This window comes from Modestobacter excelsi (assembly GCF_005930495.1).
GTDB classification, from domain to species: domain Bacteria; phylum Actinomycetota; class Actinomycetes; order Mycobacteriales; family Geodermatophilaceae; genus Modestobacter; species Modestobacter excelsi.
Window position 1 is genome coordinate 1 of record NZ_SJEX01000113.1, and the last position, 14,338, is coordinate 14,338.

14 protein-coding genes are annotated in these 14,338 nt (G+C 74.9%); 8 read left to right on the forward strand and 6 right to left on the reverse strand.

The window, feature by feature from the left end:
* The 4 genes from ftsH to FHL80_RS23610 all read left to right on the forward strand — a co-directional run.
* The coding region (ftsH, locus tag FHL80_RS23595) for an ATP-dependent zinc metalloprotease FtsH (RefSeq protein ID WP_138735768.1) at positions 1 to 1,881 on the forward strand (1,881 nt) is incomplete at its 5' end.
* 167 nt (positions 1,882 to 2,048) lie between these two features.
* On the forward strand, positions 2,049 to 2,417 hold the full coding sequence (locus FHL80_RS23600) for a group I truncated hemoglobin (protein WP_138735769.1): 369 nt from the start codon (positions 2,049 to 2,051) through the stop codon (positions 2,415 to 2,417).
* A 25-nt stretch (positions 2,418 to 2,442) separates the two neighbouring features.
* Positions 2,443 to 3,582, forward strand: a complete 1,140-nt coding sequence (locus tag FHL80_RS23605) for a globin domain-containing protein (protein WP_138735770.1) — start codon at positions 2,443 to 2,445, stop codon at positions 3,580 to 3,582.
* Positions 3,579 to 4,328 (forward strand): DivIVA domain-containing protein, encoded by a 750-nt coding sequence (locus tag FHL80_RS23610; RefSeq protein WP_138735771.1) that lies wholly within the window; start codon positions 3,579 to 3,581, stop codon positions 4,326 to 4,328. The genes FHL80_RS23605 and FHL80_RS23610 overlap by 4 nt, the downstream gene beginning before the upstream one ends.
* Positions 4,329 to 4,360: 32 nt before the next feature.
* Here the strand turns inward: FHL80_RS23610 and FHL80_RS23615 are convergent, their stop codons facing one another.
* The 4 genes from FHL80_RS23615 to FHL80_RS23630 form a co-directional block, all read right to left on the reverse strand.
* Positions 4,361 to 5,287 (reverse strand): hypothetical protein, encoded by a 927-nt coding sequence (locus FHL80_RS23615; protein WP_138735772.1) that lies wholly within the window; start codon positions 5,285 to 5,287, stop codon positions 4,361 to 4,363.
* A gap of 135 nt (positions 5,288 to 5,422) precedes the next feature.
* Positions 5,423 to 7,234: a potassium channel family protein gene (locus tag FHL80_RS23620; protein WP_138735773.1), complete on the reverse strand. Its 1,812-nt coding sequence runs from the start codon at positions 7,232 to 7,234 to the stop codon at positions 5,423 to 5,425.
* Between the two features lie 12 nt (positions 7,235 to 7,246).
* The gene (locus tag FHL80_RS23625; RefSeq protein WP_138735774.1) at positions 7,247 to 7,633 is read right to left on the reverse strand and encodes a DUF6394 family protein; all 387 of its coding nucleotides are present in this window, start codon (positions 7,631 to 7,633) and stop codon (positions 7,247 to 7,249) included.
* 51 nt (positions 7,634 to 7,684) lie between these two features.
* Positions 7,685 to 8,584 carry an alpha/beta fold hydrolase gene (locus FHL80_RS23630; protein ID WP_138735775.1) on the reverse strand — a complete coding sequence of 300 codons (900 nt, stop codon included), beginning with the start codon at positions 8,582 to 8,584 and terminating at the stop codon, positions 7,685 to 7,687.
* Positions 8,585 to 8,689: 105 nt separating this feature from the next.
* Between FHL80_RS23630 and FHL80_RS23635 the strand changes: the two genes are divergently transcribed.
* Entirely contained in the window at positions 8,690 to 10,030 is a 1,341-nt protein-coding gene (locus FHL80_RS23635; RefSeq protein WP_216870998.1) for a M20 family metallopeptidase, read from the forward strand.
* 3 nt (positions 10,031 to 10,033) lie between these two features.
* Here the strand turns inward: FHL80_RS23635 and mug are convergent, their stop codons facing one another.
* The gene (mug, locus tag FHL80_RS23640) at positions 10,034 to 10,543 is read right to left on the reverse strand and encodes a G/U mismatch-specific DNA glycosylase (RefSeq protein ID WP_216870999.1); all 510 of its coding nucleotides are present in this window, start codon (positions 10,541 to 10,543) and stop codon (positions 10,034 to 10,036) included.
* A 57-nt stretch (positions 10,544 to 10,600) separates the two neighbouring features.
* On the opposite strand from mug, the gene FHL80_RS23645 reads away from it, so the two are divergent.
* Positions 10,601 to 11,461, forward strand: a complete 861-nt coding sequence (locus FHL80_RS23645; RefSeq protein ID WP_138735776.1) for an NAD-dependent epimerase/dehydratase family protein — start codon at positions 10,601 to 10,603, stop codon at positions 11,459 to 11,461.
* Here the strand turns inward: FHL80_RS23645 and FHL80_RS23650 are convergent.
* Positions 11,458 to 12,936, reverse strand: a complete 1,479-nt coding sequence (locus FHL80_RS23650; RefSeq protein ID WP_216871000.1) for an AAA-type ATPase lid domain-containing protein — start codon at positions 12,934 to 12,936, stop codon at positions 11,458 to 11,460. The genes FHL80_RS23645 and FHL80_RS23650 overlap by 4 nt on opposite strands.
* Before the next feature lie 190 nt (positions 12,937 to 13,126).
* On the opposite strand from FHL80_RS23650, the gene FHL80_RS23655 reads away from it, so the two are divergent.
* Both FHL80_RS23655 and FHL80_RS23660 read left to right on the forward strand, forming a co-directional pair.
* The gene (locus FHL80_RS23655) at positions 13,127 to 14,170 is read left to right on the forward strand and encodes an amidohydrolase family protein (protein WP_138735777.1); all 1,044 of its coding nucleotides are present in this window, start codon (positions 13,127 to 13,129) and stop codon (positions 14,168 to 14,170) included.
* Between the two features lie 11 nt (positions 14,171 to 14,181).
* On the forward strand, positions 14,182 to 14,338 hold a 157-nt coding region (locus FHL80_RS23660), incomplete at its 3' end, for an iron-sulfur cluster assembly protein (RefSeq protein WP_138735778.1).

The window sequence follows — 14,338 nt, forward strand, 5'->3', positions numbered from 1 at the left end:
CCCCAGGACCGTCCGGCCGCCCCGGCGCCGCCGCCCCCGCCGGGCTGGCGCCGCTGGCTGATCCCGATCGGTGTGGGCATCACCGCCCTGCTGCTGCTCCTCCCGCGGATGGGCGCCGCTCCCACGCAGGTCGACTACGGCGAGCTGTCGCAGCAGGTCGCGGCCAGGCACGTGGACTCGCTGACGCTGACCGCCGACGGCGCGATCAACGGCACCTACCGGTCGGACTTCCACAGCGGCGAGGAGTTCACCTCGCACTACCCCACCGGCGTCCAGGGCGTCGACGAGACGTTCCTGACCCAGGTCAAGGACCCGGACCTCGTGCCGCACTTCTCGGCGACCGGCGCGACCGGGTCGCTGCTGGGCACGCTGCTGTCCTTCCTGCCGATCCTGCTGTTCGTCGCCTACTTCGTCTACATCGGCCGGATGGCCCGCCGGGGCGCGCTGGGCGGCGGGCTCGGCGCCATGGGCGTGGGGAAGTCGCGGGCCAAGGTCGTCGACGCCGACCGCCCGACGACGACGTTCGCCGACGTCGCCGGCTACGAGGGCGTCAAGCGCGACGTCACCGAGGTCGTGGACTTCCTGCGGTCCAACGAGAAGTACGCCGCCGCCGGGGCCATCGCGCCGCGCGGCGTGCTGATGGCCGGCCCGCCCGGCACCGGCAAGACGCTGCTGGCCCGCGCGGTCGCCGGCGAGGCGTCGGTGCCGTTCTTCTCCATCACCGGCTCGGGCTTCGTCGAGCTGTACGTCGGCGTCGGCGCCTCCCGGGTGCGCGACCTGTTCGCCGAGGCCCGCAAGCGCGCCCCGTCGATCATCTTCATCGACGAGATCGACGCCATCGGCCAGCGCCGCGGGGCCGGGCTGTCGGTCAACGACGAGCGCGAGCAGACGCTGAACCAGCTGCTCGCGGAGATGGACGGCTTCGACCCGTCCACCGGCGTCGTGGTGATGGCCGCGACCAACCGGCCCGAGACGCTGGACCCGGCCCTGCTGCGCCCGGGGCGCTTCGACCGGCAGGTCGTCGTGCCGCTGCCGACGCAGCCCGAGCGCGCCGCGATCCTGGCCGTGCACGCCGCGGGCAAGCACCTGCGCCCGGACGTCGACCTGCAGGCGACCGCGCGGGCCACCCCCGGGTTCTCCGGCGCGGACCTGGCCAACCTGATGAACGAGGCGGCCATCGTCGCCGTCCGCGACGACCGCAGCGAGGTCACCGCCGCCGACCTCGCCCAGGCCCGCGACCGGATCCTGCTCGGCCAGCGGCAGGGCTCGAACTTCCTGCTCGAGTCGGAGAAGCGGAACGTGGCCGTGCACGAGTCCGGGCACGCCCTGGTCGCCGCGCTCTCCCCTGCGGCCGACCCGGTCGACCGGGTCACCATCCTGCCCAGCGGCATGGCGCTCGGGGTCACCGAGCAGGTGCCCGAGGAGGAGCGCCACCTCTACTCCGCCGAGCACCTGACCACGAGCCTCGCGGTGCGGCTGGGTGGCCGGGCCGCGGAGCTCGTCGTGTTCGGCCAGGGCTCGACCGGGGCCTCCAACGACCTGGCAGGCGCCACCGACCTGGCCACCCGGATGGTCCGCGAGTTCGGGCTCTCGGCCGCGCTCGGGCCGGTGGGGTACGGCAACGACTCCCCGCAGTACCTGGGCGGCGGCCCGTCGGGGAACCGGGTCTACAGCGAGGAGACCCAGCGGGTGGTCGACACCGAGGTGGCCCGGCTGCTGCGGGAGGCCGAGGAGCGGGCCGTCGCGCTGCTGACCCGGCACCGCGCGGCGCTCGACGCCCTCACCCAGCAGCTCCTGGAGCACGAGACGGTGACCGGGGACGTCGTCCGGGGCATCGCCGAGGCCAACGGGTCGGTGCCCGTGGGCACCCTCCAGAGCTGACGGCGGCCATCGACCGGACGTCCGAACGGTGCGTGCGACCACGCGCCCATGTGGTGACAGGCGCCGGTGCTCCCGTTAGGTTGACCCGAACCACGCAGGTCACAGGCGGACACGGGGCCCGCGGTCGGGTGCAGTCGTCCGTCCACGGGGTGCAACGGGGGGTATGGATGTCGCTCTACCAACGTCTCGGCCAGGAGGTCGGGATCCGCACCGCAGTCGACGACTTCTACGAACGGCTGGTCGGCGACCCGCAGGTCGCGCCGTTCTTCGAGGGCATCGACCTGCCCCGGCTGCGCCGGCACCAGACGGCGCTGCTGTCCCAGGTCACCGGGGGCCCGGTCGAGTACTCCGGCCGCGACCTGGCCGCCGGTCACGCCGGGCTGGACATCACCGACGCCGACTTCGACCGGGTGGTCGGGCACCTGGTCGCGACCCTCACCGAGCTCGGTGTCGCCGAGGACGACATCGGCGCCGTGGGTGCCGCGCTCGCGACGCACCGGGGCGAGATCGTCACCGCCCCCCGACGCTCCAGCTGACCGCAGGCCGACGAGGAGGGCGCACGTGGACATCCCGGCGATGCGGGCCAGCTTCAGCAAGGCCGCTGCACACGGCGACCAGGTCCCGCTCTGGTTCTACTCGCACCTGTTCCTGACCCACCCCGAGACCCGGGACATGTTCCCGGTGTCGATGGCCCACCAGCGGGACCGCCTCTTCGCCGCCCTGGGCGAGGTCATGGCCCGGGTCGACGACCTGGACGCGCTGGTCCCGATCCTGCAGCAGCTGGGCCGCGACCACCGCAAGTTCGGCGCCCTCGCCGCGCACTACCCGGCGGTCGGGGGGAGCCTGCTCGCCACGCTGGAGCACTTCGACGACGACTGGGACGACGAGATCGCCGCGTCCTGGACCGAGGCGTACGGCCTCATCGCCGACGTGATGATCGGCGCGGCCGACGAGGACGCGGACTCCCCGCCGTGGTGGGACGGCGAGGTGGTGGGGCACGACCGGCGCACCGTCGACGTCGCCGTCCTGACCGTGCGGACGACGCAGCCGCTCTCCTGGCTGCCCGGCCAGGCGGTCTCGATCGAGAGCGAGCAGCGACCGCGGCTGTGGCGCTGGTACTCCCCGGCGAACGCACCCCGGCCGGACGACACCCTCGAGCTGCACGTCAAGGCCCGCGACGGCGGACCGGTGAGCAGCGCCCTGGTCCGGCTCGCCCGGGTCGGCGACCCGGTCCGGCTGGGCCCGCCGGTGGGTCACCTGGCGCTGGACACGGCCTCCGACCGGGACCTGCTGCTCGTCGCCGGCGGCACCGGCCTCGCGCCGATGAAGGCGCTCGTCGACCAGGTGGCCCGGCAGGGCCCGCCGCGGCGGGTCGACCTGTTCGTCGGTGCCCGCACCGAGGACGGCTTCTACGACCGGGCCGACCTGCGCCGGCTCGAGCAGGAGCACCCCTGGCTGACGGTCACCTGCGCTGTCTCCCAGGAGAAGGGCTCGACCCTGGAGCACGGCGACATCGCCGACGTCGTCCTCCGGCACGGTCCGTGGACCAGCCGGGACGCCTACGTCGCAGGCAACCCGGCGACGGTCGAGGACACCGTCGTCCGGCTCCACCAGCACGGCGTGCCGATGGCACGCATCCGCACCGAGGTGTTCGCACCCAGCCGACCGAGCCCGACCGTTGACGGGAAGGTGACCGAATGACCACCAGCGCCACGGGCCACGGACGCGAGATGGGGCCGCCCACAGCCGACGACCTCCGCGCCGTGCACTTCACCCCGGCGAGCATGCTGCACCCCGGCTACACCGACCGCGAGGTCGACTCCTTCGTCGCCCGGGCCGCCGACGAGCTGGCCCGGCTCACCGACGAGAACGCACAGCTGCGGGAGCAGGTGCAGGCACTCCGGCAGCAGCTGGACGTCGCCTCCGCCCGCCCCTCCCCCAGCGACCAGGCCGTCGGCATCCTGGCCACCGCCCAGCTGACCGCCGACCAGTACGTGGCTGAGGCCGAGGCCTTCAGCCGGCAGATGACCAGCGAGGCCCGCGCGCAGTACGAGGAGCAGCTGACCGAGGCCCGGGAGCGGGCCGGGGCGATCGTGCAGGCGGCCGCCGAGGCGCGCGCGGCGATCGCGGCCTCGGGGAGCGGTGCGGCCGCTGACGCCCCCGCCACCCAGGAGCTGCAGGACCAGATCGCCTACCTCAAGGCCTTCGGCCAGGCCACCCGGGTGCAGCTGCGCTCCTACCTGGAGGCGCTGCTCGCCGACGTGGAGATCGAGTGGGGCCGGGCCCACCCGGCGGTCGTCCCGCCGGCGCTGTCGGCCGACCGGGAGCAGCGCGGTGCCCCCGCGCTGGGCTCCTCCGCCGCGGCCGACGGCCCGGCGGCCGACGACCCGGCGCGCGACGACGCCGTGCCGGCCGGCGCGGTGCCGGCCACCCGGTCGCCGTACTGATCGGCGGCCGGGTGGCCGGGTGACCGCCCGGGTCAGCCGGCCGGGGTGCGGTCGCGCGGCTGGGGGGCCACCACGTTGGGCAGGTCGGCCGGCATGCTCGCCGCCAGGGTCTGCAGCGCGTCGCCGACCCGCCCGGTGAGCAGCCGGAGCGACTCGGTGACCCGGTCCCGCTGGGCGTGCAGCTGCTCGAGCTCCCGCCGGGCCGCGGCGACCACCTCGGCGGCCGCCGTCATCTCCTGCTCCTGCTGCCGGCGGGCCTTCTCCTCGGCCGCGGCACGCCCCGCGGCGGCCTCCTCCTCCAGCCGCCGTCGCTCCTCGGCCGCCTGCTCCGCCAGCCGCTGCTGCTCGCGCAGCGCGGCGGCCCGCAGCTCCCCGGCCTCGGCCCGGGCGGCCGCCAGCGCGTCCGCGGCCTCGGCCCGGCTCGCCGTCGCGCGGTCCCGCTCGGCCACCGCTGCGGCCTCGGTTTCCCGCGCGTGCTGCATCATCGCGGCCGACCACGTCCGGGCGGCGGTCACCAGCCCGTCGGCCTCGGCCGCACCGGCGGCCCGGATCTCCGCGGCCTCCTCGGCGGCGAGCTCGAGGATGTGCGCCAGCCGCTCGGACACCTGCCGGGCCTCCCGGCCACCGGCGGACCGGGCCAGCTCCAGCCGGACCCGGCCCAGCTCGGCCGAGACGGCCGCGAAGCGGGACGCCATCTCGTCCGCCGACCGGCGGGCCGCCCGCAACTCCCGTTCGGCCCAGGTGACGTAGCTGTCGACCTGGGATCGCTCGTAGCCGCGGACGGCGCCGCGGAAGCTCGGCAGGAACTCCAGCACGCTGTCCAGGTCGCCCTTGAGGTTGGGCCGGCGCGGTTCGGCGACCGCGGAGGGACCGTCCGGTCCGGCGTCGACCGCCGGCGGGGTGGTGGGCGGCTCGGTCGTCGGGGTCTCAGGGGTCTGGGGTCCAGCGGTCTGGGGCATGGGTCCTCCCGCATCCGGTCCTGCCGGGTGGCGCCGTCCGTGGCGTCCCCGCCATGGTGCGGGCCCGGTGGTCGCCGGGCCAACCAGTCGCCGGAGCGCCGTGAGCGAAACGTGACCTGACGGAACCCGGTGCGCTCAGCCGGGCGTCGGCCGGTACCCGGTGAGCCGCCGCCAGAGCCAGCCCGACGGCACCCGGCGCCCGGTGACCAGGTAGGCGGGGACGGAGTCGACCATCAGGGTCTTCTCCAGCGCGCGGCGGGAGACCGGGCGCCCGGCGAGCAGCAGCTCGTCGTCGGCGCGCAGCACGAAGCCGTCGTCGGGGGCCAGCACGCTCTCCCCGTCGCGGAGCAGCAGCACCGGCACGACCGGCAGCCGCTGGTCACGGTCGTCGGGACTGCGCAGCAGGTCGCCGAGCACGAGGGAACCCTCGGCGAGCCAGCGGCCCAGGGACGGCGCCTCGGTGCTGTTGAGCCGGACCTTGAACAGCGCACCGAGCCGGTCGCCGCACTCGCCGCTCAACCGGTCGATCAGGCGGGCGGCCCACTCGTCGTCCTGGCCGGCCAGCTCGCGGACGAAGCGCCACAGCAGCGGGGTGCTCAGCCGGGCGTAGACCTCGTGCGCGATGACCTCGGTGGGCACCAGCAGCGCGTCGACGTCCATGGCGGCGAACAGCGCCGCGCTGGTCGGCTGGTTCTGCCGGGCGGCGACGAACAGGTCCGGGTTCACCCGGCGGGCCGCGGCCACCAGCGACAGGTTGGTGGTGTCGTTGTCCGTCCCGGCCACGAACCCCACGGCCCCGGGCAGGTCCGAGGCGGCCATCACCGCCGGGTCGGACTCGTCGCCGACGACGAGGTGCAGCAGCGGGTCGGGCTCGGGGTCCGCCCCCGGCCGGGGCTCGATGACCGTGACCTCCAGCCCCTCGGCGCGCAGGTCGGCGGCGAAGTGCTGGCCGAAGCGGCCGTACCCGCAGACCACCCACCGGCCCGGTGCCGGCGCGGAGCGGCGGGGCGGCAGCTGGGCCCCCGGCCCGCTCTCCAGCCAGTTCATCAGCTGGTACGCCGCCGGTGAGTGCAGCGCCAGCCGCAGGTGGTCACCGAACCGGTCGAAGGGGTTGATCACCGTCGGGGAGCCGAACGCGCTCATCCGCTCGGCCACCACGGCCGAGGTGGTGCGGGTGACGACGGTGAGCTCCGGTCGCAGCAGCGCGGCGGTCATCGTGACGGCGAGGTTGGCCTCGTCGTCGTCGGTCAGGGCGAGCACGGCCTCGCAGCACGGGTGGGTCAGCCCGGCCACCCGCAGGTCGTGCGGGTTGCGCGCGTCGCCGGCCAGACCGGGCACGTCGGCGCGGAGGGTGTCCAGCTCGAGGGCGTCGATCCGGGCGTCGGAGACGTCGACGACGGTGAACCGGCGGCCCAGCTCGTCGAAGGAGCGGCCCAGCAGCTCACCGGTCTGCCCGTAGCCCACGATCAGCAGGAACGGCTCGCGCAACCGGGAGACCTTGCGGGTGAAGTGCTGCAGCGCCAGCGCGGCCCGGAACGCCCGGTCCTGCAGCAGGGACAGCAGCGCGCTGATCGCGTAGGCCCAGCCGATGACCGACAGGTAGATCGTGCCGGTGACCCACAGCCGCTGCGCCGCGGTGAACGGGTAGGGCAGCTCGCCGAACCCGATCGTCGTCGCGGTGTAGCTCATGACGTAGAACGAGTCGAAGATGCTCAACCGGTACGGCCGGCCGGTGTCGTCGACCCCGGTGATGAGGCTCAGGCCCAGCACGCTCACCGCGAAGATGAGGATCAGCGTGATCAGCGGCGCCCGCATCCGCCGCAGCACCAGGAAGATCGGGGCCGAGGCCTGCACCCCCGACACCACCCCGGCGGCGACCGGCCGTTTGCCCGGCAGGTGCCGCTGGCCCACGGCCGGCCGGCGGCCGTCGCCGGAGGTGCTGGTCACCGCGGCCCGCCCTCAGGAACGACGGAACGAGCTGGTCTCGATGACCAGCAGCACCAGCGAGACGACGTTGGCCAGCAGCGCCCCGCCGGACAGCGAGACGATGCTCGCGGTCGCCGCGGCGGTCAGCCCCGCGCTGGACACGTGCGCGGCGAACACCCAGAACACCGTCGCGGCGATCAGCTGCAGGTCCGCGACCAGGCTGGTGGCCAGGTGCACCGCGCCGATCTGGGTGCGGTCACCGAACTTGAGCACCGTGGCGATCAGGTTGACCACCACCGCGGCGAACAGCTCGTACTCGTTGTGCAGCTGCGGATCGGCGATGTCACCGATGAAGAAGCCGAAGTTCAGCGTGGCGGCGAGCGTCACGAAGAACCCGAAGACCACCTTCTCGAGGTTCATCCGGCGCCCCGGCTTGCGCGGTTGATCACCGTCGGACCCTAACGCCGGTCCTCAGCTGCCCGCCGTGTGGAAGGCCCGCAGCGCCGCGAGCGTCGCGGCGGGCGCCTCCTCGACCACGAAGTGACCGCTGTCGATCGCCTCGCCGGTGACGTCGTCGCCCCACGCCCGCCAGACCTCCAGCGGCTCGTACCAGGCGGCCAGCGCTCCCCGCCCCGCCCACAGCACCTGCAGCGGGCTGGTGATCCGGCGGCCGGCGGCCCGGTCGTCGCCGTCGAGCTGCCGGTCGCACCCCGCTCCGGCGCGGTAGTCCTCGCACATGGCGTGCACGACCGCCGGGTCGTGCAGGGCCCGGGTGTAGTCGGCGACCGCCTCGGGCCGGAAGCCCCGGATCACCCCGCCGAACTCCGCGTCCAGGAAGAAGTGCTCCGGGTCGTGACCGATGATCGTCTCGGCGATCGGCTCGGGCAGCGCCAGGAAGCCCCAGTGCCAGTAGCCGAGGGCGAAGCGCGCGTCGGCGCGGTCCCACACCTCCGCGGTGGGGATCACGTCCAGCACGGTCAGCCGGCGGACGACGTCCGGGGTGTCCAGCGCCATCCGGTAGGCCACCCGCCCGCCGCGGTCGTGGCCGGCCACGTCGAACCGGTCGAAGCCGAGCCGGTGCATGAGCGCGACGCCGTCGGCGGCCATCGCCCGCTTGCCGTAGGTCTCGTGGCCGGGCACCGTGGCGGGCTGCGAGCTCTCCCCGTACCCGCGCAGGTCCGGCGCCACGACGGTGAACGACCGCGCCAGGTCGGCGGCGACGCCGGCCCACATCAGGTGCGTCTCGGGGTAGCCGTGCAGCAGCAGGAGCGGCGGGCCGGACCCCCCGGTGCGGACCCGCAGCGTCACCTCCCCGACGTCGACCCGGGTGAGCTCGAACCCCTCGAAGCCGGGCTGCAGCGGTGCCGACATCGGTCCTCCTCGGTCGCGTGCGGGTGCCGGGCGTCAGCCTCCCGCAGCAGCGGCCGCCGTGGAGGCCCCGCTGCGCCCGGCGCGGACCACCGGTAGACACGAGGCGTGACCGCGGACGCCGGCGACACCCGGACCCCCCTGCCCGCCGACCGGCACCACCTCGACCAGCTGCGGGCGGCGACCGAACGGGCGGCAGCGACCGCCGAGCCGCTGTCCTCCCCGCACGCCGGCGCCCCGGCGGCGCTGCTCGACCGCGCCGAGCAGGCCGTCGAGGCGGCCGGGCCCGACCTGCTCGCGCTCAGCGCCGACCTGCACGCCCACCCCGAGGAGGGCTGGGCCGAGCACCGGTCGGTGCGGGCGGTGGCCGACCTGCTGGCCCGGCACGGCATCGAGGCGCAGGTCGGCGTGCACGGCCTGGACACCGCGCTGCGGGCCGGTGCCGGCAGCGGGAGCCCGACGGTGGCGGTGCTCGCCGAGTACGACGCCCTGCCGGGCATCGGCCACGGCTGCGGGCACAACGTCATCTGCTCGGCCGCGGTCGGGGCGTTCCTCGGCCTGGCCGCCGTCCTGGCCGACGGCAGCGTCCCCGGGACGGCCCTGCTGCTCGGCACCCCGGCCGAGGAGGGCGGTGGCGGCAAGGAGCTGATGGCCCGGGACGGCGCCTTCGACGGGGTGGACGCGGTGGTCATGCTGCACCCGTTCTCCTACGACGCCGCGGTGCAGCCCTTCCTCGGCCGCCGCCAGCTCCGGGTGGCCTACACCGGCATCGCCGCGCACGCCTCCGCGCAGCCGTTCATGGGCCGCAACGCCCTCGACGCGGTGGTGGCCATGTACCAGGGCGTGGCGATGCTGCGCCAGCACGTCCCGGACACCGACCGGGTCCACGGGGTGATCACCGACAGCGGGCAGCGGCCCAACGTCGTCCCGGAGACCGCCGGCGCGCTGTACTACGTGCGCTCCGCGACGCCGGAGACGCTGGCCGACCTCAGCCGCCGGGTGGAGGCCATCGCGGTGGCCGCGGCCGCGATGACCGGCTGCGGGTACGAGCTGCACTGGGACGAGATGCCGGCCTACCTGCCGTTCCGGGCCAACCTGGAGCTCGCCGCGCGCTGGACCCGGCACCAGGCCCGCCGCGGGCGCACCGCGCTGCCACCGGGGGTCACGCCCGCGTCGCTGGCCGGGTCGACGGACCTGGGCAACGTCAGCGTCCGGGTGCCCGCCATCCACCCGATGATCGCGATCGCCGGCCCGGACACCTCGATGCACACCACCGGCTTCGCCGCGGCTGCCGCCTCCCCCGCCGGGGACCGGGCGGTGCTCGACGGCGCGGTGGGCCTGGCGCTGACCGCGCTGGACGCGCTGGCCGACCCGGCGGTGCTGGCGGCCGCCCGGGCGGAGTTCGAGGCGGCCGGCGGCGTGCTGGACGTGGGCGCCTCCCTGGGCTGAGAGTCAGGGCGTGCGCAGCTGGCCGTAGAGCCGCGCCAGGTCGGGCAGCTGGTGGTGGGCGTTCAGCCCGCTGGGGTTGGGCGCGACCCAGGTCTCCGCGCCGCCGATCCGCTCGGGCTGCCGGCCCAGGGGAGCCCGTGGGCGCTCGAAGGCCACCCGCCAGGCGGTGACGCCCAGGACGGCGAGCACCCGCGGCCGGTACCGGGCGACCAGCTCGGCCAGCGCGGTGGCGCCCGCCCGCAGCTCGTCGGCGGTCAGCTCGGCGGCGGTCCGGGTCGGCCGGGAGACGACGTTGGTGACGCCCAGCCCGAACTCCGGCAGCGAGGCGTCCTCGTCCGGGCGGAGCAGCCGCGGGGTGAGGCCCCCGAGGTGCAGAGCGGGCCAGAACCGGTTCCCCGGCCGGGCGAAGTGGTGGCCCCGCTCGGCCGACATCAGCGAGGGGTTGATGCCGCAGAAGAGCACGTCGAGGTCGGGGGCGACGACGTCGCGCAGCGGTTTGGCGGGCTCGACCACGGCGCCCAGTCTCCCCGGCCGGGTGTGCGGCCGGCACCGGCGGGGCAGAGGCCGGACATGGCGACAGTGGCGGTCACCGGCAGCAGCGGCAAGCTGGGCAGGGCGGTGGTCAGCGACCTGCTCGCGCACGGCTGGGACGTCGTGGCGCTGGACCGGACGCCCAGCCCGCGCCCGGACGTCGTCTCCTCCGTCGTCGACCTGACCGACTTCGGGCAGACCGTCGAGGCGCTGAGCGGCATCGACGACCGGCACACCGGGGTCGACGCGCTGGTGCACCTGGCCGCCGTCCCGGCGCCCGGGCTGCTGCCCAACGCGGCGACGTTCGCCAACAACATGACCGCCTCGTACAACGTGTACAGCGCCGCGCTGCGGGCCGGCGTGCGGAAGGTGGTGTGGGCCTCCAGCGAGACCGTCCTCGGCCTGCCCTTCGACACCCCGCCGCCCTACGTACCGGTCGACGAGGAGTACCCGCCGACGCCGACCACCACGTACTCGCTGGTCAAGACGCTGGAGGAGGAGCTGGCCCGGCAGCTGTGCCGCTGGCACCCCGACCTGTCGATGACCGGGCTGCGGTTCAGCAACGTCATGTACCCCGAGGACTACGCCGAGTTCCCCGGCTTCGACGCCGACCCGGCGCTGCGCCGGTGGAACCTCTACGGCTACATCGACGCCCGGGACGGCGCGCAGGCGGTGCGGCTCGGGCTGGAGCACACCGCCCCGGGCGCGGACGTCTTCATCGTGGCCAACGCCGACACGGTGATGTCCCGGCCCAACGCCGAGCTGCTGGCCGAGCAGTTCCCCGGCGTCCCGGTCACCCGGGAGCTCGGCCCGAACGAGACGCTGCTGTCGATCGACAAGGCCCGCCGGGTGCTCGGGTACGCCCCGGAGCACTCCTGGCGCGACGAGGTCGGCCGCTAGGAGGGCTCCCTGCCCGGCACCCGGAGGCCGTACTGGGAGATCTTGCGGTAGAGCGTCGCCCGGGAGACCCCCAGCTCGGTGGCCGCCTGGGTGGCGGTGGTGCCCGGCCGGGTGAGGCAGCGCAGGATCTCGTCCCGCTCCAGCTGCTCCAGCCGGCTCAGCGACCGTGACCCGGCGCTCAGCACCGCGGGCGGCAGGTGGTGGACGTCGACGACGTCGGTGCGGGCCACGGCCTCCCGGACGACGACGCGCAGCTCCCGCACGTTCTCCGGCCAGGAGTGCGCCGCCAGCGCCCGCAGCGCCCGCGGGGTGAACGGCACGTCGCGGTGCCGGTGGTCGCGGGCGAAGGCCAGGGCCAGCGGCTCGACGTCCTCGGTCCGGTGCCGCAGCGCCGGCACCTCGACGACCGAGTCGACCAGCGCCGCCAGCGACGCTGGGACGGCGGCCAGCGACGGAGCGGTGAGCACCACGGGCCGCACCGGACCGGCCGGCGCCGCGCCGAGCACCGCGGCGAGCTCGTCGGCCGCCCATGCCGGCAGCACGTCGGCGCCGGAGACGACCACGCAGGTGTCGGGGCTGGTCAGCTCCGGTGCCCACAGCGCGAGCCAGGCGTCGACGTCGGCGGCCTGCGGCGGCCGGGCGACCAGCACCCGCTCGCGCCGCCGGCCGCCGTGCCGGGCGAGGCTGGCCACCGCGGACTTGCCGGCGCCGGGCTCCCCCACGACCGCCAGCAGCCGGCCGGCCGCCACCGCGTCCCGGGCCGCGGCCACGGCGTCCCGCCAGGCGCGGGAGGGGCAGGGGTCGGCGCCGGGCAGCCGGTCGGCGAAGACGTGGAAGACCTCGCCGCGGGGCATCGGCCGCTCCGGGTGGCCGCCGGAGCGGACGTGCATGAGCGCGCTGGTGTTGCCCGCTGCCGACTGCGCCAGGGCCAGCAGCAGGTCGGAGGAGGCGTCGGACCAGGTGGTCATGTTGATGCTGCCGACCAGGTCCCCGGTGCGCGGGTCGAGCACCGGCACCGCGGCGCAGGTGTAGCGGCGCAGCGGCGCGACGAAGTGCTCGCCGGCGCGGACCAGCGACGGCACCCGGTCGGCCAGCGCCAGCCCGAGGCCGTTGGTGCCGGCGGTGCGCTCACCGAAGTAGAAGCCGGGCGCCAGGTGCACCCGGTCCAGCGAGCGGTTGATCTCCCGGTCGCCGGTCCACCGGGCCAGCACCAGCCCCTCGGCGTCGGTGATCATCAGCCCGACCGGCTCGGCGGCGAGCGTGCCGTGCAGCCGGCCGAGGACCTCCGCACCGCACTCGTAGAAGAGCGAGTCGGTGCTCAGCGCCGGGCTGTACACCGCCTCGACCGCCTCTGGCGAGACGCCGTACCGCTCGCTGCGCGCCCAGGAGGCCCGCACCCGGGGACGTGCCGACGGTGCGGACGGGTCGACCGGCGGACGGTGCACCGGCGCAGGGACGGCGGGGCGGTCGGTCAACGGGACACCTCCTGACGCGCCGTTGCGTCGCCGTGGATGGTAGGCCGCCGCCTGCTGCGCGAGAGCGCTCCCCGGTCCCGGGTGTCTCAAAGTGAGACAGCGGGACCGGGGGCGCGGGGGCCCCGGCGTCCTAGCGTCCGGTGTGACCCAGCTCGCAGCGGTGCGAGCCGGACCCTCGAGGAGGACCCCGATGTACAGCAAGGACGGCGAGGACTACTTCGTGGTCGACGCGCACATCGCACTGTGGGACGCGCGCCCGGAGAACCAGCTGAACGTGCACGGCAAGCAGTTCATCGACTGCTTCTACGACTACCACCGCAACCTCAGCCCGGAGTCCGAGGTCTGGCCCTACGAGGAGTACCTGTACCAGGGCGGCGAGCGGCTGATGCGCGACGTCTTCGTCGACGGCATCGTCGACCACGCGATCTTCCAGCCGGCCGCCCTCGGCGAGTTCTACGCCCGCGGCTTCGGCCAGACCGAGGAGGCCTGGGCGCTGACCCAGGCCCACCCGGACAAGCTCACCTACAACCACAACTTCGACCCGCGCAACGGCGAGGCGGGCCTGGACCAGTTGCGCGCCGACGCCGAGCGCTTCGGGCTCAAGGGCGTGAAGCTCTACACCGCCGAGTGGCACGGCGACTCCCGCGGCTACAAGCTCAGCGACCCCTGGACCTACCGGTACCTCGAGGTCTGCCGGGAGCTCGGCATCAAGAACGTCCACGTGCACAAGGGCCCCACCATCCGCCCGCTGGACCGCGACGCCTTCGACGTCGCCGACGTCGACCACGCCGCCACCGACTTCACCGACCTGAACTTCGTGGTCGAGCACTGCGGCCTGCCCCGGCTGGAGGACTTCTGCTGGATCGCCACCCAGGAGCCCAACGTCCACGCCGGCCTGGCCGTGGCGATGCCGTTCATCCACACCCGGCCGCGCTACTTCGCCCAGATCATCGGGGAGCTCGTCTACTGGCTCGGCGAGGACCGGATCCAGTTCTCCAGCGACTACGCGCTGTGGACGCCGAAGTGGCTGGTCGAGCGGTTCGTGGACTTCCAGATCCCGGAGGACATGACCGAGTACGCCCCGCTGACCACGGCGGTGAAGAAGAAGGTGCTCGGGCTCAACGCGGCCAAGCTGTACGACATCCCGGTGCCGGCGCAGCTGCAGCTCCCCGACGCCGACGAGACGGCGACCGGTCCCCGCGAGCCGGGCAGCGCCGACCTGGCGATGGCGTGACGGGGGGCCCGATGACGGCGACCCTCTCCCCGCCGGTCACCGAGGCCGACGTCCGGCGCGCGCTGGGCACCGTCGTCGACCCCGAGCTCGACGAGCCGATCACCGACCTCGGCTTCGTCCGCTCGGTCGCCGTGGACGGGACCGGGGTGGACGGGGCCGGTGTGGACG

Coding starts and splice junctions, on each gene's coding strand:
- FHL80_RS23600 (WP_138735769.1), top strand. CDS start 2,049: ATGTCGCTCTACCAACGTCTCGGCCAGGAGGTCGGGATCCGCACCGCA.
- FHL80_RS23610 (WP_138735771.1), top strand. CDS start 3,579: ATGACCACCAGCGCCACGGGCCACGGACGCGAGATGGGGCCGCCCACA.
- FHL80_RS23615 (WP_138735772.1), bottom strand. CDS start 5,287: ATGCCCCAGACCGCTGGACCCCAGACCCCTGAGACCCCGACGACCGAG.
- FHL80_RS23625 (WP_138735774.1), bottom strand. CDS start 7,633: ATGAACCTCGAGAAGGTGGTCTTCGGGTTCTTCGTGACGCTCGCCGCC.
- FHL80_RS23630 (WP_138735775.1), bottom strand. CDS start 8,584: ATGTCGGCACCGCTGCAGCCCGGCTTCGAGGGGTTCGAGCTCACCCGG.
- FHL80_RS23645 (WP_138735776.1), top strand. CDS start 10,601: ATGGCGACAGTGGCGGTCACCGGCAGCAGCGGCAAGCTGGGCAGGGCG.
- FHL80_RS23655 (WP_138735777.1), top strand. CDS start 13,127: ATGTACAGCAAGGACGGCGAGGACTACTTCGTGGTCGACGCGCACATC.